This is a genomic window from Vibrio sp. 14G-20, from assembly GCF_026241515.1.
Taxonomy (GTDB): domain Bacteria; phylum Pseudomonadota; class Gammaproteobacteria; order Enterobacterales; family Vibrionaceae; genus Vibrio.
On the sequence record NZ_JAPHPW010000035.1, the window covers coordinates 1 to 20,529 of the forward strand.

A 20,529-nucleotide genomic window follows, 5' to 3' on the forward strand; every position below is an offset into this window, starting at 1 on the left:
TGCTAGATGCTAGATGCTAGATGCTAGATGCTAGATGCTAGATGCTAGATGCTAGTTTGGCTTGTAAATCTTGCTGAACAATTTTGATTGCTTCTAACGCGACTTTTGGATCGATTTCGTTGCTTTCGAGCAGATAGATCAGGTCGACAGCTAACTTAACTTCTTCTGGTGCGTTATCCAGTGGTGATGGTGTGTTATCAGTGTTCATTTCGCTTAGGGTTCTCTAAGTTAATCAGTCTCTCAATATTTTTCATTGAGTCTTCACAGCGTTCTAATCGCTCTTTGGCTAACTGCCAAGCCTCTTCCGCTTTTTTCTTACTGTGGCGAGGCGCAGAATCAAACGCTAACTTTCGTACTCGTACTAAATCGACCAATCGCTTTTGCCAATCTTGGTGCTGAGCGAGTTCGTTGTATAGGTCGTTAAGGTTTTTCCCTGACTTACTTTTTCGATCTAAACGTAAATCATGGTTGGCTAACTCTCGTTGGATTGCTGCAATCTGATTTGTCAGCTTTTCCGTCAGGTAGTTGGCTCTGGACGCAGTCAGTTGGTTTGTGGTTTGTTCACGTACAATGGTCCGGTACGTTGCCTGAGTTTCAAGTGCATAGGGAAGCAAAACAGAGGCGCCACATTTAAATAAGGCTCGGTCAAACAAGGCTTGATGATAAGCACCTCGAGATTTGTCAACCTGCGAGCAATGGCCAATTAGGGTGTCAATGACACTTTTGAGTTTTGAAAATTGATTCATCTTACTTCCCGTTTGTTGCTGCCTATAAGTTCACAAACCAAGCTTCGTATGCAAGTTTAATCGCAAGTACGCTTACTACAGTAACAAACACAGGTCGTATAAATGTAGCACCGAAACGAATAGCAGAGTGAGCACCAACAAACGCACCGGCCATCAAACAAAGACCCATGGTTAAACCTAGAACCCAATCAATATGACCAAGAATCGCGAAGGTCACCAAAGAGGTAAAGTTACTGGTAAAGTTCATGGCTTTTGACAGACCTGAGGCAAGCAAGATGTTTAAGCGATAAAGCGCCATAGAGCTTACCGTCCAAAACGCGCCAGTTCCTGGGCCTGCAACCCCATCATAAAAACCAAGAATGAATCCTTGGTACTTTTGTTTTCTCTTAAGCACAGGGCAAGGCTTAGGAGACACATTATGGCTCACATCTGGAGTCTTATGAAAAATGGTATAGACCGCTGCGGCAAGAATGACTAACGGCAATACCTTCTCTAACCACTCGGTGCTAATGGCATCAACAGTGAGTGTGCCGATTGTCGCACCTATTAAAGTAGATATGAATGCATTGACCCAACACTCAGGCTTGAACAGCTTTTTACGGTAGTAAGTGAATGCAGCTGTAGATGAAGCGAAAGTCGCTGCAAGCTTGTTAGTACCCAATGCGATGTGTGGCGGTAGACCAAGCGACAGCAAAGCGGGGACGGTTAACATCCCTCCGCCACCTGCGACAGCATCAATAAAGCCTGCTGCAAATGCAACCAGAGCAAGTATGACCAACATGGTTGGCTCAATCATTTCCATAAATAGCTAGTGTTCTCGTTATCGGCTGATAGGGCAGCCACATGACAAATCGATGGATTAGTCATGTTGGGTTGTGAATGCAAGGGCCTAGCGATGAAGGCCCATAACTACCTCAAGGGCAGGGGATATTAGTATTTTATTGTTCTTTTAAAAGGCGGTAGTGAATCGAGCAGGGACTTTCCGTATCGCTTCGTTACTATGCGTCTATCAAGGATCGTGACTTTACCAGAATCTCGTTCCTTACGCAGTAGTCTACCCACAGATTGAATAAGCTTTTTACTCGCTTCTGGAACAGTAATCTGCATAAAAGGGTTACCACCGCGTGATTCAATATATTCTGAATGTGCTTGCTCTACAGGAGAGGTAGGAACACCAAAAGGAATCTTGGTAATAACGAGGTTTTCAAGAAGCTCACCCGGTAGGTCAAGACCTTCAGAAAAGCTGCCAGTTCCAAAAAGAACGCTGGTTTTACCTTGGTCTATTAGCTTTTTATGTTTTTTTAGGATTTCAGTTCGTGAAGTATCACCTTGAACCTGCAATGCCCACGACTTTTTAACGAAATCTGTTGCTAAAGCCTCTGCAACTTTGTTCATTTGCCAGTAAGAAGAGAATAGAACGAGATTGGCTTTTTTGTCTTCTATTACCTTAGGCAAAATTTCAATAAGATATTCGGTAAACTGAGGTGCTTGTGGTTCGTACTTCATTGCCGGAACGATCAGTTCCGCTTGATTCTGGTAATCAAACGGTGATGCTAAAGCCAAAAATTGTACGCCATCTTCTGCTTTTTGACTGATACCTGCTTGATGACAGAAAAAGCTGAAAGAGTTGAGCGCTCTCATGGTCGCAGATACTAATACGGCGCCAACACAGCGGCTCCAGATTTGCTGGTCAAGTTGCCACCCCACCTCGAGTGGCGAAACATTCACAACGAAATCGCCTTCGCTTTCTTTATTCAGTTCGAGCCAACGAGCCAAAGGAGCACCTTTTTCTCTCTTCGGTTCAGCCATTAATCGCCAAACTTGAGCAAGGTTCTCGGTTCTTTGTATATAGAAGCCAATTTCTGCCAGCGCAGGCTCTGCAAGCTTTGCTGAAAGCTCTCCGTCTTTAACTCGTTCTGCAATTAGGTCTGCAATCTTCGCAACGGCTTGGCTTGCCTTTTGTGTGAGTTGCTTGAGATCTTTTGATTCGTTCTCTAGCCACTCCGGTAAGTCGCCATGTTCGAAGCGATACAAGCCGTCTTCAAAGTGGCTAGCATCAAACTGTTTGCTCATTTGAGTCAGGGTAGGGATTAGCTGCTGTACAGAATCTTGCAATTCATTTCTGAATCGACCCACTCGTTTTTCATCCGCCAAACCCGAAAGCTTAGTGATTGATTGATTCAAACGTTCTAACCATGAAGCGGCACCTTTTAAGCTTGCGGCTGCAGAGGAATGATCTCTGGCTACATGCGGTAAATGGTGAGCTTCATCGAATATATAGATGCTGTTTTCTGGTTCAGGCAGTATTACGCCGCCGCCTAAGTCAGCATCAGCCATTACTAGACTGTGATTAGCGATAATCACGTCTGCTTTATCTAGCTCTGAACGTGCTTTCTGGAAAGGGCAGTCTCTATGCGTAGGCATACTGTTGTTACAGCTGTGCTTATCACTGACAATCATCTGCCAAATCATGTTGTCGATTGGTTTTGGCCATGAATCACGGTCGCCATCCCATTTACCTTGGGTTAGGCTTCGATACATGGTTTGAAGTTGCTCGATATCCTTCTTTTTTGGCTTAGATTCGAACATTGCCATTTGTCCGCCATCAACCCCGCAGGCAGCGGCAAGCTTTTCGGAGCAACAATAACGTTGTCTGCCCTTCGCTAATATGAAAGAAAACTCTCTATCAGTCAGTCTTCTATATAGAGGGAGATCTTTATTGACGAGCTGTTCTTGTAGCGCAACCGTCGCCGTTGAAATGACGATTTTTCGATTGTTGAGCACAGCGACAGGAATCGTCGCCATTAAATAAGCCAGTGATTTCCCGATCCCTGTCCCCGCTTCTGCAACAATCATGCGATTACTTTTGTGGTATTGACCACAAAGTGTCTTCGCAATTTCGGCAACAAGGTAATTTTGAGCACGTCTAGGTACAAAGTTGTCCAACTGGTCTTGGAGGTTTTGATAACTGGTGCGAATCGATTTTTGAATTTTAGTAGTTAGCATACTGTGACCTACGTAACGGAGCGAGGATAGTAGCACATATCACTAGTCGGTACATTTACCGTGAAATAGCTTGCTTTTGAACCAAAGGTAGATCTTGTTCACAAAAAAAAACTGAACCATCAGGAACTTAACTATTTTATTTATGTTGCGAAATATAAATATTAAAAAAGACTGGCTTGTAGGTGTTAAGTTCTGAAGTTTGGCTTTTCCATGAACTGTTGTTGGTGTTAAATTCTGTTTTGTTCTTTTTTTGGATTATTATATTTCCTGATAAAACTAAGGATAAGCTGCTCGTAAAACAATGAAAAAAAATGTAAGTGGTTGATTTTAAATGTTTTGTGTTTTTTTTAGGTTTGTTTTTAGTTTATTTGACACGCAGGATAATCTTTTGCAATCTAGACCTCGAAATTTAGTGACGGTGATTAACCAACAAAGAGTGGTAATGACCAGTCATAAAAATAAAAGGGAACCGGGCAAGGATCTCCCATTCTTAGAAAAGGCAGTGGATTTATTATGAAAAAGACTCTTTTAGCACTAGCAGTTATGACAGCAGCTGGTTCAGTAAGCGCAGCGGAAATTTATAAATCAGAAGATGGCGCAGTAGACTTTTACGGTCAACTACGTACAGAACTTAAGTTCCTAGACGGGCAAGATGCCAAATTAGGTTCGGGTTCTTCACGTGCTGGTGTTGACGCTCAATACAATGTATCTGATGATCTTAAAGTTCTTGGTAAAGTAGAATTTGCATTGAAAGACAGTGGCGACATGTATGTACGTAACCACATTTTTGGCTTTAGCAGCGAGCAAGCAGGAACAATCAAACTTGGTAAGCAATGGACCACATCAGATGATGTATACGGTGCTGATTACTCTTACTTCTTTGGTGGTTCTGCACTGCTTTACTCTGCTTTGAACGAAGCTCTTCATGACTCACAAGTAAAGTACTCTTTTGATTCTGATAACTTCTGGGTAAAAGCTGGATACGGACTAGCAGAAGATGATTCTAATCAAGAGCTAGCTGAACTTTACGTTGGTTTTTCTGTTGGTGACGTAAATATCCACGTTGGTGGTGGTCAAACAACTGATGATGTAGCTGGTTCTGGCTATGAAGGTGTTGAGAATACTTACTACGAAGGTACTGTTGAGTACTCTAAAGATGTTCTAACAGTTGGTGCAACTGTTGCGGCATCTTCTGTTGAATCTCCTATTGATAAAGCAGACCAAACAGGTTTCTCAGTAGCTGCTATGTATGGCGTTGCTGATAAAACAACAGTATATGGTGGTTATGAGTTCGTATCTCAAGATCACGATTTATTAGAAGACAGTAACGTAGTTTACGTTGGTGTTGAATACAAGTACGCTAGCTGGGCACGTGTATATGCTGAGTATGGTTATGCAGACGGTAGTACTCTAGGTTTCAACGCTCAAGGTAGTGATATGGTTGTAGCGCCTCAAACTGTTGATGGCGAAAACAATTTCGGTATCGGTGCTCGTGTTTACTGGTAATTTGATATTTTGTTAGAAAAAGCCCAACATAGAGTTGGGCTTTTTTTTTATAAGGATGGATACAATAATGCAAAGTTTCAAATATTCTTTTTTGGGGCTGTTAGTTGCTTCTACAGTAGTTGATGCCGAAGTAATATTGGATGTTCCTGAAAATGTAAATTTACTTTCAGTAAACATGAGTGCTCCTGACTTTGAACAAGGGTTGTTTTCTGCAGATAAGACAGTGCTTTTACCTGATGGTGTAAACCAAATCGTTTTTCAATATGAACCAGTATTTGATGAAAGAGATAATCAAAGGAAAGTCTACAGTTCTGTTATTATCGCTAAATTTGAGGCAAAAAACGAAGAACTTACCTTATCTATGCCTGAGTTTAAAAACTTTCGTTCTGCTCAAGAAAACATTGAAAACTTGAATTGGGAAATTAAAAACAAGCAAGGACAAGCCTTAATCAAAAATGAAGACATTTTAGCTAGTGACGGAGTTCAACTAAATAGAAGTTACTCCGAAGAAGCTACAGAATATAATAAAGTTGGTGGTGCTGCTGCTGTAACCATGAGTTATTTAGTTGTAGAAAACCAAGTTCGTCCTGCAGTTAAGGTTAATGCTACAAGTTTACAAGAAAACACGCTAGTAAATGCTGAAGGTGTAACGGTTAATACATCTGCTCAGGTTGTTGACGAATTGGAATCTTTGAAACAACTTAAAGCTTTGTATCTGAGCACTTCAAAAGAAGACCGTAAAGAATTCCGTAAGTGGATGATTGACCAAGAGTAATCAATCTTTATGTACAAAAAAGCGAGACATAATAAATATCTCGCTTTAATATATTGCTATGAGTTAAATCTCTTTCCACTCACCAGGCTGCAGTTGTCCGACATTCATATTACCCATTGAGTAACGGATAAGACGTAGGGTAGGGAAGCCTATATTTGCTGTCATACGCCTAACCTGACGGTTACGCCCTTCGATGATAGTAATCGCTAACCAGGTTGTCGGTATTGCGGCTCTAAACCTTACTGGAGGGGTTCTTTCCCAAACAGCAGGCTCGGACATTATCTCCACCTTAGCAGGTAACGTCATACCATCTTTTAGCTCAACCCCTTTTCTCAATTTATCTAAATCTTCCTCAGAAGGTGCGCCTTCAACCTGCACCCAGTAAGTCTTTGGTGATTTTGAGTTCGGCTGAGTCAGCTTAGCTTGAAATATGCCATCGTTGGTCAAGATCAATAATCCTTCGCTGTCACGATCAAGTCGGCCTGCGGCATAAACATCTTTAACTGGAATGAAATCAGCCAGTGTCTTTCGGCCTTCTCCGTCAGTAAATTGGCTTAAGGTATCGAATGGCTTGTTGAACAAAATAACTTTACGATCTTCGAGTGCAATTTTAGGTTTTGCGTTCGCAGGTTTCGCTTTATATCTGTGTTTACTTGAGTGCGATTTCTTATGCGAATTACCAGTGTTATTTTTATCACTGTTTCGGCCTTGTCTGTTGCCGCTTTGTTTTAATGTGGCGCCAGAACGAGCGGGTTTGTCTGAACGAGATGCGTTGCGTGAGCGAGTAGACATGTTAACTACCTTGCAAAAATGTAAACGAAGTGTGCTGAAAAGTTTTCACTGAAACGGAATTGAGCTATCATTTGCGCGCCTAAAAGACACAAAATAGAACAAGTTTATGGACTCTTAAGCCTGATTTGTTTAATTATACCTACGTGTTTTATTATAACAACGCACTCACGGATTTGGTTCATGCTGTCATTAGATTGCATGAAAAATAAGATAGAGTACGTATCGAGTAAGCAGTTTCACTCATAGAGTGGCTTACTGGTCAATTTATAACATGCTCACTATTTTAAGTGAGCTTGTCAGAACTATAGGGAAATTTCATGCCTACTGAAAAACCAACGATCATCTATACCATTACAGACGAAGCTCCGGCACTAGCAACGTATTCTTTGCTGCCAATCATTCAATCTTTTACGGCTTCTTCTGGTATTGACGTTGATACTCGCGATATTTCACTTGCAGGGCGCATTATTGCCAACTTCCCTGACTACTTGAACGAAGAGCAACGTATTGGTGATGCATTAGCAGAACTAGGTGAATTGGCTAAGACACCAGAAGCGAACATCATTAAGCTTCCAAACATCTCTGCATCAGTACCTCAACTACAAGCAACAATCAAAGAGCTACAATCAAAAGGCTACGCACTTCCAAACTACCCAGAAGAAGCAAACACTGACGAAGAGAAAGCAGTTAAAGCGACTTATGATAAGATCAAGGGTAGTGCGGTAAACCCAGTATTGCGTGAAGGTAACTCAGACCGTCGTGCACCTCTTTCAGTTAAAAACTACGCGAAGAAAAACCCACACTCAATGGGAGCTTGGTCAGCAGACTCTAAGTCGCACGTTGCAAGCATGGAAGATAAAGACTTCTTCGGTAGCGAAAAGTCGACAACAATCAACGGTGCGACAGAAGTAAGCATCGAGTTTGTAGGTAAAGATGGCGCTAAGAAAACATTGAAGCCAGCATTTGCACTACAAGATAAAGAAATCATCGATGCGTCAGTGATGAATAAGGCCGCTTTGGTTGCGTTCTTCGAGAAAGAAATCGCATCGGCTAAAGAGCAAGGTGTACTGCTTTCTCTTCACATGAAAGCAACGATGATGAAAGTATCTGACCCAGTCATCTTCGGTCACGCGGTTAAGGTTTACTACAAAGACATATTTGCTAAACATGGTCAATTGTTCGATGAGCTAGGTGTTGATGTTAACAACGGTATCGGCGACGTGTACGCTAAAATTGCTGCACTTCCTCAAGATCAAAAAGAAGCAATCGAAGCTGATCTACAAGCGGTATACGAGACTCAACCGCCACTAGCGATGGTTGATTCGGATCGTGGTATTACCAACCTACACGTACCAAGCGATATCATTGTTGATGCATCTATGCCGGCAATGCTGCGTTCTTCAGGTCAAATGTGGGATCCAGAAGGTAAGCAAAAAGATACTAAAGCAATGATTCCAGATCGCAGCTACGCGAGCATCTACCAAGCGGTCATTGATTTCTGTAAAGAGAACGGTGCGTTCGACCCAACAACTATGGGCAGCGTACCAAACGTAGGCCTAATGGCTCAAAAAGCAGAAGAGTACGGATCTCACGATAAGACATTCATTCTAGAAGCTGCTGGTCAGGTTCAAGTGGTTGATGCTTCAGGTTCTGTACTTCTAGAGCAAGACGTAGAGGAAGGCGACATCTTCCGTATGTGTCAGGTGAAAGATGCACCAATCCAAGATTGGGTTAAGCTTGCTGTGACACGTGCTCGTGCATCGGGTGTCCCAGCGGTATTTTGGCTAGATGCGTCACGCGCGCATGATGCTCAGCTTATTAAGAAAGTTGAAGCGTACCTTCCTGAATACGATACTGATGGTCTTGAAATTAAGATCCTTGCTCCACTTGAAGCGACTCAATACTCACTGGTTCGTATCAAAGAAGGCCTAGATACAATTTCGGTTACTGGTAACGTATTACGTGATTACCTAACAGACTTGTTCCCGATTCTAGAGCTTGGTACATCAGCTAAGATGCTATCGATTGTTCCACTAATGAACGGTGGTGGTCTGTTTGAAACAGGTGCTGGCGGCTCTGCTCCTAAGCATGTTCAACAAGTAGAGAAAGAAAACCACCTGCGTTGGGATTCCCTAGGTGAATTCTTGGCATTGGCTGCATCTCTAGAGCACCTGAGCGTAGTAACAGGTAACGCTAAAGCACAAGTTCTTGCTGATGCGCTTGATAAAGCAACGGGTGAGTTCCTTGATAACAACAAGTCTCCTTCACGTCGAGTGGGTGAGCTTGATAACCGTGGTAGCCACTACTACCTAGCGGCATACTGGGCTAAAGCGCTTGCTGAGCAAACGGCTGACGCTGATCTTGCTGCTGAGTTTGCAGGTGTGGCAAGTCAACTGGCTGAAAGTGAAGAAGCGATTGTTGCAGAGCTGAACAACGCTCAAGGTGTGGCTGGCGACTTAGGTGGTTACTACCTATTTGACGATGCATTGGTTTCAACACTAATGCGCCCAAGCTCAACGCTAAACGCGTTTATTGATGCATAGTGATTGGACTCATCGTTAGTCAGTCATGAACGTGATTTGCTAACGAGTTGCTTAGTCTGACAGCTAAGTTATGGATAAAGTCAAAACGAAAGACGCTTTAACGATAACGTTAAAGCGTCTTTTTTTGTTCTTTTGTAATACCCCCTAAGACCTAGCTTAATAAGAATACATCCGCGAACTAATAGCCTAGCGAGTCACTTTAGAGTTCCCAAAACGAAAAAAACCGCTCACGTAATCCTGTGTTACAGGTATTAAATGAGCGGTTTCAATATTCTGTTTACCTGTCAGCCGTTAATGACGACTGATGGAGGTTAACATGAGTTGGCATTCGCCTATTTTGCGGCGCTGCCTTCTACAGGAACAACGGAGCTAGCATGCGAGCCTTTAGGTCCACTTTCTACTTCATAGTCGACCTGCTGGCCAGCCTTTAAGGTTCGGTAACCTTCCATTTGTATTGTGGAGTAGTGCGCGAAAATATCGCCGTCTTCACCTTCTGGACAAATAAAGCCAAACCCTTTGGCATTGTTAAACCATTTTACTGTACCTGTAGCCATGCTATACATCCCTCATGCATTTTGTTACTAACGTTGTTATATCAATTGTTGTAAGTGCGATTGATATCATTCCTACTAGCTAAAGAATTTCAGCTAATAGCTTGAATCTCGTACATTGCTTACGGAAATTAACGCTACCCTGCGTAATTATTCCTTATTGTTAATTTTTGAAGCGTGTTACTGATTTTAAATCATGTTGCAAAAATGTACTGAAAAACCTTTTAGCTCCAATGTAGCTAATGATTGAGCACAGTCAATAGCAAATTGGTATAAAAGTGATCAATTTTAATAACAAATCACATTCGAGATTAACTGCAAACTATTAACTAAATAGTAACTTAGTGGTGATCTTATCGTTAATATCAATAGTTATGGCGTCTTTTTAATCAATCACATATGTTAATCCTGTTAATCGAGATCTTTTATTTGCAGCGATGGAAATGGTGGATTAGGCTCAGTATAGAGGAATATTTTTTGGTACTGTTTCTCGGTGCAGTTTCTTAGTACACCGTAAAGCGTGAATGTGGTAAATTTGAGTTAGGTAAACACTCACGATTTCCGAAAAATAACCCTTAGCAAAGCGATATGAGCAGAAACTTTGAATGGGCATCTCCAGGCTCAGATTTACTGGAGAAAGAAGCAACAAAAGTAAAGCCACCGGCTATGTATAACGTTGTGTTAAATAACGATGACTACACGCCCATGGACTTTGTAATCGAGATCCTAGAGCGATTCTTCTCACTAGATATCGAAAAAGCAACGGAAGTGATGCTCAAGGTTCATTATGAAGGTAAAGCTATTTGCGGCACATACAGTGCTGAGATAGCGGAAACAAAGGTAGCGCAGGTCACGATGTACTCAAAGGAAAATGAGCATCCGCTACTATGTACAATGGAGCAAGTATAAATTGCTCGAACAACACTGTTGTTCCCTTAGGAGGTACTTATGCTAAATAAAGAATTAGAGACGAGTTTAAATGGCGCATTTGCTCGTGCGCGTGACAAGCGACATGAATTTATGACTGTCGAACACCTCCTACTAGCATTATTAGAAAATGATGCGGCCAAGGAAGCGCTCCAAGCTTGTCAGGCTGATCTCGATGCTCTTCGCAATGAGCTCGATATTTTTATCGATCAAACGACCCCACTTATCCCTGAAAGCGACGAAACTCGTGAAACTCAGCCTACGTTGAGCTTTCAACGAGTACTTCAACGCGCTGTTTTCCATGTCCAATCTTCAGGTCGCAGCGAAGTAACAGGTGCTAATGTACTTGTGGCTATTTTTAGTGAGCAAGAATCTCACGCGGCATATCTTCTTAAGAAAAACGACATTAGTCGCTTAGACATTGTTAACTTCATCTCACACGGTATTACCAAAGCCAGTAATGAAGGCGACAGTCCTTCGTCATCTGATTCATTTGGTGGTGCAGAGAACGCTGAAGAAGCGAACTCCGAAGATCGTTTAGAAAACTTTGCCACCAACCTTAACGAAGTAGCGAAGCAGGGTAACATTGACCCATTAATCGGTCGTGACAAAGAGCTAGAACGTACTATCCAAGTTCTGTGTCGTCGTCGCAAGAACAACCCTCTGTTAGTGGGTGAGGCGGGTGTAGGTAAAACTGCCATCGCGGAAGGTCTTGCATGGCGCATCGTTGAAGGGCAAGTGCCTGAAATCATTCAGAGTAGCGTAATTTATTCTCTAGATATCGGTTCACTGCTTGCGGGAACGAAATATCGTGGTGACTTTGAGAAACGTTTTAAAGCGATTCTTAAGCAACTAGAAAAAGAAGAAGACGCGATTCTGTTCATCGATGAGATCCACACCATTATTGGTGCGGGTGCAGCCTCTGGTGGTCAGGTTGATGCGGCAAACTTAATTAAACCGTTACTAAGCAGTGGCAAATTACGTTGCATCGGTTCAACAACCTACCAAGAGTACAGCAGTATTTTTGAGAAGGAGCGTGCTTTAGCTCGTCGCTTCCAGAAAATCGACATTATTGAACCATCTCTAGACGATACTACCAAGATTCTGATTGGCTTGAAGCCAAAATACGAAGCTCACCACGAAGTGCGCTACACCAACAAAGCGTTGCGTGCCGCTGTGGAGCTGTCTGCTAAATACATTAATGAACGTCACCTTCCAGATAAGGCAATTGACGTAATCGATGAAGCGGGCGCTCGTAGCCGTTTGGCTCCTGCAAGCCGTCGTAAGAAAACGGTAAGCGTGGCTGATATTGAGTCAATGGTCGCGAAAATGGCGCGTATTCCTGAAAAGTCAGTATCGTCTTCAGACAAAGATACACTGCAGAAACTGGATGACCGCATGAAAATGTTGGTATTCGGACAAGACCCTGCAATCGATGTATTGAGCGAAGCGATTAAGCTAACCCGTGCTGGATTAGGTGCAGACAATAAACCTGTTGGTTCATTCTTGTTTGCTGGTCCTACTGGTGTCGGTAAAACAGAGGTGACTGTTCAGCTGTCTAAGTTGATGGGTATTGAGCTTCTGCGCTTTGATATGTCTGAGTACGGTGAGCGACACTCAGTGAGCCGCTTGATTGGTGCTCCTCCTGGTTATGTTGGTTACGACCAAGGTGGTCTGCTAACTGATGCCGTAATCAAGAACCCGCACTCTGTTGTGTTACTGGATGAAATCGAGAAAGCTCACCCAGATATCTTTAACTTGCTACTGCAGGTAATGGATAACGGCACGCTAACTGACAACAATGGTCGCAAAGCGGACTTCCGCAATGTGATTCTAGTGATGACGACCAACGCAGGTGTGGCTGAAACCGAGAAGAAATCGATCGGCCTGATCCAACAAGATCATGCGCCAGATGCGATGGGCGAAATCAAGAAGGTGTTTACTCCTGAGTTCCGTAACCGTCTCGATAATATCATTTGGTTCAACAGCCTTGATCCAAGTGTGATTAGCCAAGTAGTTGACAAGTTCATTGTCGAGCTTCAGGTTCAACTGGACGCTCGTGGCGTGTCTTTAGAGGTTTCTGAGGATGCTCGTCACTGGTTAGCTGATAAAGGCTATGACAAGACCATGGGTGCTCGTCCAATGGGGCGTGTGATTCAAGAGAAGCTTAAGAAACCACTTGCGAATGAATTACTGTTCGGTAGCTTGGTTGATGGCGGTACGGTTAAAGTATCCCTGAAAAAAGACGAATTGGATTTCATCTATGTTGGTGCTAAAGAAGAGGTTATGCACTAACGAAGTGATTGATAACTCAAGGGCTTAAATATAAAACGCATGACTTCGGTTGTGCGTTTTTTTATGTTTGCGAGATGCGAGATGCGAGATGCGAGATGCGAGATGCGAGATGCGAGATGCGAGATTGATATGTGCTTGTGTAGTAAAAAGTTCAGGCAATAAAAAACGGAGCATTAAGCTCCGCCTCTTATTGTATTCGCTAATAAAAAATTAACGAGCACGGAAGACGATGCGGCCTTTAGAAAGGTCGTATGGAGTCATCTCAACAGTTACTTTATCACCAGTAAGAATACGGATGTAGTTCTTACGCATTTTACCAGAGATGTGTGCTGTCACTACGTGACCGTTTTCAAGCTCAACACGGAACATTGTGTTTGGTAGAGTATCAAGGACAGTGCCTTGCATCTCGATTACGTCTTCTTTAGCCATCTAATCCTCTTTCGAAATTTGGCGGTTTTCAACGGCTTGATTGTGCCGTTAAAATCAAAATATGTAAAGTTGTCGCGTATTCTACCCTTGCCACCGCTGATTTACTAGCCTTTGATGACGTTGAAATCGTACTTTATAGTTCATCGCAGGGCATTCATCGATCTGATAACCTAAATATAACCACTGTTTTTGTTCTTTCTGGGCATGCTGAATCTGAAACAGAACACCGAGTGTTCCCATGGAGATATCGATATCAGGATCGAAGAAGGTATAAAATGCGCTGGTGCAGTTTGACATCACATCAGTGACGGCGATGCCGACCAATTGGTTGCTATCATAGATGTGCATGAACTTTGTAGCAAGCCATTCATTTTTTGAGAATTGTAGGAATTCATCTTTTTTGGGTGGATACATGGTTCCCGAACGATGACGGGCGGTGATGTAACGGCTATATAAATCAAACCAGTTGTCGTCCATCGCGTCTTTTAATTCCCAGCGAAAGGTTTTAGCCTTGTTGAGGATTCGACGTTGGCTTTTGGAAAACTTAACCTCGGGGATCGAAAGGCGAATCGCTTGGCACGCAGAGCAACTGTCGCAATGTGGCTTATAAATTGTCGCTCCACTGCGACGAAATCCGTTTGCTAGCAGAACTTCATAATTGTCGGAAGTATGCATGTGCTCATCAAGCGTGACTGCCACTCTTTCTTCAAGGTGTGGTAAATAACTGCAAGCGTGATTGTCTGTTAATCCAATTCTGATTTGTTGTAAATCTGGATTCATTAAGGCATTTCCTTTAGCCATTGGGTTTTAAAGCATGCATCGTTAACGGAGAACTCTTTGAGTAATTGCAGAGAGCCTAGGAATTCATCCCTATCAACCTCGATAGCGCCTAAGGATTCCAAGTGAGGGTTCATGACTTGGCAATCAATCAGTTGTCCGCCGAATTGTGTAAAGTGTTCACAAAAGTACCACAGCGCAATTTTAGAGGCATTGGTCTTCAGGCTGAACATCGATTCACCGCAAAAGACTTGGCCTCTTTGTAAGCCGTAAAGTCCGCCGATCAGTTCATCATCTTGCCAAACCTCAACCGAGTGGCAGAAACCTAATGAAGCGAGTTTGCGGTAGGCTGACTGCATGTCGCTGTTTAGCCAAGTTTCTTCTTCGGGTCTTAGTGAAGAGCAATAACCAATTACTCTGTCCGTCGCTTTGTTGATGCTGACACGGTAATTGTGCTTTCTTTGAAACTTTTTAAGACTTTTTGACGGTTCGAATGTCTTAGGATTAAATACCGCTCGCGGTGCAGGGCTCCACCAAAGTATAGGCTCACCTGGGCCATACCATGGAAATATACCTTGGCTATAAGCGTTTAAAATTCGCACTGGTGATAAATCACCACCGAAGGCGAGCAGACCGTTGGGTTCATCAAGCGCGTCGAAAGGCGAAGGAAACTCTATACTGGTAGTATCAAGTTCGGTTAGGTATATAGTCATAAGTACCGCATTACAGATTAATCACTGACCAAGAGGTCTTTAGGAGTTTTACCATGAAGAAGTTGCTTTGGATTTTACTTGTTTTGCCCATGTTGGCAAATGCAGCTTACAACAGAAATCAAGCTCGACCAGTAAACGAGGTGGTTTATGGTGAGATTGATACGGTCAGATACATCACTCAGCAAGAGATCGTTGAGTCGAAAGCGAATGGTTGGGAAACCTTGTTAGGTGCGGCGATTGGTGGCTTGATTGGTAATCAGTTTGGCGGCGGCACCGGTAAAGAAGTGGCGACAGCTGTCGGTGCAGTAGCGGGCGCGGGTATTGCTCGTAACCGAGGTAACACACAATATAAAGTAGAGTACAAATTGGTCGAGTTGTTGGTCAAAACCAAAGACGACAAGTTGGTTAACATTATCCAAGATGTCGATAACTCGATGTTGTTCAACCGAGGCGATGATGTACGAATTCTCTATTTTTCAGATGGTGTTCGAGTTGATCTAGCGTACTAGTATGTAAATACGATTGATTGGCTAATTAATCATCGGTTTGAGCGGGATTAGCTCTGGAGTTCGTTGGAAAAGTTCGTTAGTCTGCAAGTACGAAGAATTATTCATCACCCGAAAATAAATACGCGCCAGTGACTTCGGGTGGTACAAGGACTATAAGATTTAATGGAAAGCCTTACGTTACAACCAATTCAAAAAGTGAACGGGGAAGTTAACCTACCTGGTTCAAAAAGCGTTTCCAACCGTGCACTTCTTTTGGCTGCACTTTCTACGGGAACCACTCGCCTAACAAACTTGCTAGACAGTGATGATATTCGTCATATGTTGAATGCATTGACTCAGTTAGGTGTTGATTATCAGTTGTCTGCAGACAAAACCGTTTGTGAAGTGACAGGTGTTGGTGGTGCATTTTCAAGTGACAAAGCCCTAGCGCTTTTCTTAGGTAACGCGGGTACGGCGATGCGTCCGTTGGCGGCTGCACTATGTTTAGGTCGCGGTGAATACGTTCTTACTGGTGAGCCGCGCATGAAAGAGCGCCCAATTGGCCACTTAGTAACGGCACTGCGAGAAGCCGGTGCCGATGTTGAATACTTAGAGAACGAAAACTACCCACCATTGAAGATCACAGGTACAGGTCTGAAGAGTGGTACCGTTTCTATCGACGGTTCTATCTCTAGTCAATTCTTGACGGCATTTTTGATGGCTGCGCCTTTAGCTGAAGGTGAAGTGACCATTAAAATTGACGGTGAATTGGTTTCTAAACCTTACATCGATATTACGCTGCACATCATGAAGCAATTTGGTGTGGACGTGATCAATAATGATTACCAAGAGTTTGTGATTCCTACCGGGCAATCTTACTCGGCACCGGGTGATTTCTTGGTTGAAGGTGATGCATCATCTGCGTCATATTTCCTTGCGGCTGCTGCTATCAAAGGTGGTGAAATTAAGGTAACGGGTATTGGTAAAAACAGTATCCAAGGTGATATCCAATTCGCTGATGCACTTGAAAAAATGGGTGCTGAAATTGAATGGGGTGACGACTACGTTATCTCTCGTTGCGGTGATCTGAAGGGCATTGATATGGACTACAACCATATTCCTGATGCAGCAATGACTATTGCGACAACAGCACTGTTTGCAAAAGGCACAACAGCGATTCGTAACGTCTACAACTGGCGAGTGAAAGAGACCGATCGTCTTGCGGCCATGGCAACAGAGCTACGTAAAGTCGGCGCTGAAGTGGAGGAGGGTGAAGATTACATCATTGTTAACCCTGTGGCTGAACTGACTCACGCGGCGATTGATACTTACGATGATCACCGTATGGCGATGTGTTTCTCGTTGGTTGCCTTGAGCGATACGCCTGTGACGATTAATGATCCAGGTTGTACGTCAAAGACATTCCCTGATTATTTCGACAAGCTGAAAATGCTAAGTCTATAAAAATGCTTAGTATGTAAAGGTTTAGGAACAAAAAAGCTTGCCTAAGTGGCAAGCTTTTTAATTATTGCTGAATTGTAAATTCTTTCGAAAGGTGGTGCGCTAAGTATTTAAACATGTTAAATACCGCGGTTGTATTCTCGGTCGGCATTCCATTGCTGTCTAAGAAGTATTCACCTTTGAAGATGAGTACATCGTCTTTTTCTACTACGCTGTTTGCGCGCATGCCTTCAATGTAGTCATCATGTGATTGGATAATTTGGTTTGCGATAAGCAGTAAATCAAATTCTGCTATTACTTTCTTTGTCATGAGTTTATCTCTGATAACTGAATATAACGTTGAGTTTATGGTGTCGAACTAGAAATTCAATGATTTCACAACCGATTAAGAGAGTCTTTTCAAACATCCACAATTTATTTTGTGATTTACGGCAAAAATAATTGAATGGGGCTCGCGTTAGATTCGTGGACAAGCTTAGTATGAGCCCGTTTAGACGTAATGCCTGATGAATAGGCTCTTGCAAGTATTCTTAGTGAGTACTTTATAGCTTCTTTATATTGTGACCCTTTTATCTATGAGTCGTCGAATTGTCGAGCGATCAGATCCAATTTTGAAAAAAGCGGTTGATCTTCTAGTAATCTCGCACAATAGTAAAAAAAGAAGCAATGAATTTAGAATATCATGCGTAAAAGCCCACAAGCTAAATTGTTGGTGCTGAAGCATCGTGATTAAGGACGTTAGAGTCAATATGGGTAAATCGCTCGTTATAGTGGAGTCGCCAGCCAAGGCTAAAACTATCAATAAATATCTTGGCAAAGACTTTGTCGTTAAGTCGAGTGTAGGTCACGTACGTGATTTACCAACGGCAGGTCAAAGTACTGGTCAAAAGGCTGCTGCAGTTTCAACCAAGGGTATGAGCCTAGAAGACAAAGCTCGTATCAAGAAAGAAAAAGATCGCAAAGCTCTTATCAAAAAGATGGGTATCAATCCATATAAAGAGTGGGAAGCGAACTACCAAATCCTACCTGGTAAAGAGAAAGTCGTCGCTGAATTGCAAAAACTGGCTGAGAACGCAGACCATGTTTATCTCGCAACCGATTTGGACCGCGAAGGAGAAGCTATCGCATGGCACCTTCGTGAGATCATCGGTGGCGATGAAACGCGATACAAGCGAGTGGTTTTTAACGAAATCACCAAGAATGCTATTCAACAAGCTTTCGAAACTCCAGGTGAGCTAAATATTGATGGCGTAAACGCGCAACAGGCACGACGTTTTATGGACCGTGTTGTTGGCTTTATGGTTTCACCTCTGCTTTGGAAAAAAGTAGCACGAGGCCTGTCCGCTGGCCGTGTTCAATCAGTAGCGGTAAAACTACTGGTAGAGCGTGAGCGCGAGATCAACGCCTTTATCCCTGAAGAGTTCTGGGATGTGCATGCTGATACTAAAACAGCAGAGAAAACCGACTTTAGATTGCAAGTAGCGCAGAAAGACGGTGTTGCGTTTAAACCTGAAAATGAAGCGCAAACATTAGCTGCTGTTAGCGTTTTAGAAAAAGCGCAATACGAAGTATGTAAACGTGAAGACCGCCCAACAAAGAGTAAGCCGTCTGCACCTTACATCACGTCGACGTTGCAACAAGCGGCGAGTACGCGTCTTGGTTATGGCGTAAAGAAAACCATGATGCTGGCTCAACGCCTGTATGAAGCGGGTTACATCACTTATATGCGTACTGACTCAACCAACTTGAGTTCAGAAGCTGTAGAAGCCGCTCGTGAATACATTGGTTCTGAGTACGGCGCGCAATACCTTCCACCTAAAGCACTTGTATACGGCAGCAAAGAGGGCGCTCAAGAGGCCCACGAAGCGATTCGTCCTTCAAGTGTAGATGTTAAGTCGGAAGACCTAAACGGTGTAGACGCAGACGCACACAAGCTTTATTCGCTAATTTGGAATCAATTCGTTGCGTGTCAAATGACGCCAGCTCAATACGATTCAACGACAGTAAGCGTTAAAGCAGATGAGTACACGTTAAAAGCGAAAGGTCGTATCCTTAAATTTGATGGTTGGACTCGTGTTCAGCGTCCAATGGGTAAAAACGAAGATACGATCCTTCCAGCAGTACAGATCGGCGATAAGCTTGATCTGATCGCGCTAGACCCTAAACAGCACTTCACTAAGCCACCGGCTCGTTTCACTGAAGCGGCGCTAGTTAAAGAGCTTGAGAAGCGTGGTATTGGTCGTCCTTCAACATACGCATCAATCATCTCGACGATTCAAGATCGTGGTTATGTAAAAGTTGAACAGCGTCGTTTCTATGCTGAGAAGATGGGTGAAATTGTTACTGACCGTCTAGACGGCAGCTTCAATGACCTAATGAACTACGACTTCACTGCTCGCATGGAGCAGAAGTTGGACCAAATCGCAGAAGGCGAAGCGAGCTGGAAAGGCGTGCTAGATAACTTCTTCGAAGACTTTACTGGCGATTTGGAAAAAGCAGACTTAGACGAAGACGCTGGTGGTATGAAGCCAAATCATATCGTGGAAACCGATATTGAGTGTCCGACTTGTAGCCGTAAAATGGGTATTCGTACTGCTTCGACAGGCGTATTCCTTGGTTGTTCTGGCTATGCACTTCCACCAAAAGAGCGTTGTAAGACAACAATCAACCTTGGTGATGAAGAAGGCATTATCAACGTGCTTGAAGAAGACGTTGAAACAGCAGCACTTCGAGCTAAAAAGCGTTGTCCTATTTGTGAAACGGCAATGGATGCTTATCTAATCGATGATAAGCGTAAGATGCATGTATGTGGTAACAACCCGAACTGTGAAGGTTATGTGGTTGAGCACGGCGAATTTAAAGTGAAAGGCTACGATGGTCCACTTGTTGAGTGTGACAAGTGTGGTTCTGACATGGTTCTGAAGAACGGTCGTTTTGGTAAATACATGGACTGTACGAGTGAAGACTGTAAGAACACTCGTAAGATTCTGAAAAATGGCGAAGTTGCGCCACCGAAAGAAGACCCTGTACATTTCCCTGAACTTCCGTGTGAAAATTCAGACGCGTACTTTGTTCTTCGTGATGGTGCTTCTGGTCTATTTATGGCTGCAAGCAACTTCCCTAAATCACGTGAAACACGTGCACCATTAGTGGAAGAGCTGGTTCGCTTTAAAGACCGTATTTCACCTAAGTTTCAGTACCTAGCATCAGCGCCAGTTGCTGACCCTGATGGTAAGCCGACAGTGGTTCGTTTTAGTCGTAAGACTAAAGAAAACTACGTTCGTACTGAAGTAGATGGAAAACCGTCCGGTTGGACTGCGTTGTACATCGACGGTAAGTGGGAAGTTACGGATAAGCGTAAAAAGCCTAAAGAGAAGTAACTGAACGTTATTGATGAAAAAGCAGCCATTAGGCTGTTTTTTTTTGATCTCAATATGACTAAATATGCAACTTGTTGATTTGGTGTTTCCTCTGCGAGAATTTATTAAATTCACACTGTGAAATAAACAGCAGCAATTAA

The 20,529-nt window shown here is 43.1% G+C and carries 18 protein-coding genes; 8 read left to right on the top strand and 10 right to left on the bottom strand.

Translation table 11 applies throughout. From position 1 onward, the window contains the following. Positions 1-37: 37 nt before the first annotated feature. From rsmS to dinG, 4 genes are all read right to left on the bottom strand, one after another. On the bottom strand, positions 38-208 hold the full coding sequence (gene rsmS, locus OQJ75_RS20810) for a pleiotropic regulatory protein RsmS (RefSeq protein WP_017055021.1): 171 nt from the start codon (positions 206-208) through the stop codon (positions 38-40). Then, positions 198-746, bottom strand: a complete 549-nt coding sequence (locus tag OQJ75_RS20815; RefSeq protein ID WP_248389848.1) for a primosomal replication protein — start codon at positions 744-746, stop codon at positions 198-200. The genes rsmS and OQJ75_RS20815 overlap by 11 nt, the downstream gene beginning before the upstream one ends. 22 nt (positions 747-768) lie before the next feature. Next, positions 769-1,548 (bottom strand): sulfite exporter TauE/SafE family protein, encoded by a 780-nt coding sequence (locus OQJ75_RS20820; protein ID WP_017062114.1) that lies wholly within the window; start codon positions 1,546-1,548, stop codon positions 769-771. A gap of 128 nt (positions 1,549-1,676) precedes the next feature. Continuing rightward, positions 1,677-3,752, bottom strand: a complete 2,076-nt coding sequence (gene dinG / locus OQJ75_RS20825; RefSeq protein ID WP_265973344.1) for an ATP-dependent DNA helicase DinG — start codon at positions 3,750-3,752, stop codon at positions 1,677-1,679. A gap of 513 nt (positions 3,753-4,265) precedes the next feature. On the opposite strand from dinG, the gene OQJ75_RS20830 reads away from it, so the two are divergent. Together OQJ75_RS20830 and OQJ75_RS20835 are read left to right on the top strand one after the other, a co-directional pair. Further along, the gene (locus OQJ75_RS20830; RefSeq protein WP_265973346.1) at positions 4,266-5,258 is read left to right on the top strand and encodes a porin; all 993 of its coding nucleotides are present in this window, start codon (positions 4,266-4,268) and stop codon (positions 5,256-5,258) included. A 67-nt stretch (positions 5,259-5,325) separates the two neighbouring features. After that, positions 5,326-6,033 (top strand): DUF2057 family protein, encoded by a 708-nt coding sequence (locus OQJ75_RS20835; protein ID WP_265973348.1) that lies wholly within the window; start codon positions 5,326-5,328, stop codon positions 6,031-6,033. Positions 6,034-6,096: 63 nt separating this feature from the next. Here the strand turns inward: OQJ75_RS20835 and OQJ75_RS20840 are convergent, their stop codons facing one another. Further along, a complete protein-coding gene (locus OQJ75_RS20840; RefSeq protein WP_265973350.1) occupies positions 6,097-6,825 on the bottom strand; it encodes a pseudouridine synthase in 729 nt (242 codons plus the stop codon). A 317-nt stretch (positions 6,826-7,142) separates the two neighbouring features. On the opposite strand from OQJ75_RS20840, the gene OQJ75_RS20845 reads away from it, so the two are divergent. Then, positions 7,143-9,368, top strand: a complete 2,226-nt coding sequence (locus OQJ75_RS20845) for an NADP-dependent isocitrate dehydrogenase (RefSeq protein WP_265973351.1) — start codon at positions 7,143-7,145, stop codon at positions 9,366-9,368. 332 nt (positions 9,369-9,700) lie between these two features. On the opposite strand, the gene cspD is transcribed toward OQJ75_RS20845, so the two are convergent. After that, positions 9,701-9,922 carry a cold shock domain-containing protein CspD gene (cspD, locus tag OQJ75_RS20850; RefSeq protein ID WP_004736548.1) on the bottom strand — a complete coding sequence of 74 codons (222 nt, stop codon included), beginning with the start codon at positions 9,920-9,922 and terminating at the stop codon, positions 9,701-9,703. Positions 9,923-10,507: 585 nt separating this feature from the next. Between cspD and clpS the strand changes: the two genes are divergently transcribed. Then, complete coding sequence (gene clpS / locus OQJ75_RS20855) at positions 10,508-10,828, top strand: ATP-dependent Clp protease adapter ClpS (protein ID WP_004737430.1); 321 nt, start codon at positions 10,508-10,510, stop codon at positions 10,826-10,828. Positions 10,829-10,867: 39 nt separating this feature from the next. Beyond that, positions 10,868-13,141: an ATP-dependent Clp protease ATP-binding subunit ClpA gene (clpA, locus tag OQJ75_RS20860; RefSeq protein ID WP_048607331.1), complete on the top strand. Its 2,274-nt coding sequence runs from the start codon at positions 10,868-10,870 to the stop codon at positions 13,139-13,141. A gap of 210 nt (positions 13,142-13,351) precedes the next feature. Here the strand turns inward: clpA and infA are convergent, their stop codons facing one another. The 3 genes from infA to aat all read right to left on the bottom strand — a co-directional run bounded on the left by infA (position 13,352) and on the right by aat (position 15,060). Continuing rightward, positions 13,352-13,570 carry a translation initiation factor IF-1 gene (gene infA, locus OQJ75_RS20865; RefSeq protein WP_001040192.1) on the bottom strand — a complete coding sequence of 73 codons (219 nt, stop codon included), beginning with the start codon at positions 13,568-13,570 and terminating at the stop codon, positions 13,352-13,354. 81 nt (positions 13,571-13,651) lie between these two features. Continuing rightward, on the bottom strand, positions 13,652-14,350 hold the full coding sequence (locus OQJ75_RS20870; protein WP_265973611.1) for an arginyltransferase: 699 nt from the start codon (positions 14,348-14,350) through the stop codon (positions 13,652-13,654). Continuing rightward, positions 14,350-15,060 (bottom strand): leucyl/phenylalanyl-tRNA--protein transferase, encoded by a 711-nt coding sequence (gene aat, locus OQJ75_RS20875; protein ID WP_265973612.1) that lies wholly within the window; start codon positions 15,058-15,060, stop codon positions 14,350-14,352. The genes OQJ75_RS20870 and aat overlap by 1 nt, the downstream gene beginning before the upstream one ends. 53 nt (positions 15,061-15,113) lie before the next feature. Between aat and OQJ75_RS20880 the strand changes: the two genes are divergently transcribed. Both OQJ75_RS20880 and aroA read left to right on the top strand, forming a co-directional pair. Continuing rightward, positions 15,114-15,569: a glycine zipper 2TM domain-containing protein gene (locus tag OQJ75_RS20880; protein WP_050634895.1), complete on the top strand. Its 456-nt coding sequence runs from the start codon at positions 15,114-15,116 to the stop codon at positions 15,567-15,569. A 162-nt stretch (positions 15,570-15,731) separates the two neighbouring features. After that, a complete protein-coding gene (gene aroA, locus OQJ75_RS20885) occupies positions 15,732-17,012 on the top strand; it encodes a 3-phosphoshikimate 1-carboxyvinyltransferase (RefSeq protein WP_265973613.1) in 1,281 nt (426 codons plus the stop codon). 61 nt (positions 17,013-17,073) lie between these two features. On the opposite strand, the gene OQJ75_RS20890 is transcribed toward aroA, so the two are convergent. Continuing rightward, on the bottom strand, positions 17,074-17,319 hold the full coding sequence (locus OQJ75_RS20890; RefSeq protein WP_248372081.1) for a YciN family protein: 246 nt from the start codon (positions 17,317-17,319) through the stop codon (positions 17,074-17,076). A gap of 439 nt (positions 17,320-17,758) precedes the next feature. Here OQJ75_RS20890 and topA point away from each other — a divergent pair, with 439 nt between their 5' ends. Next, complete coding sequence (gene topA / locus OQJ75_RS20895; protein ID WP_265973614.1) at positions 17,759-20,389, top strand: type I DNA topoisomerase; 2,631 nt, start codon at positions 17,759-17,761, stop codon at positions 20,387-20,389. Positions 20,390-20,529: the final 140 nt, after the last annotated feature.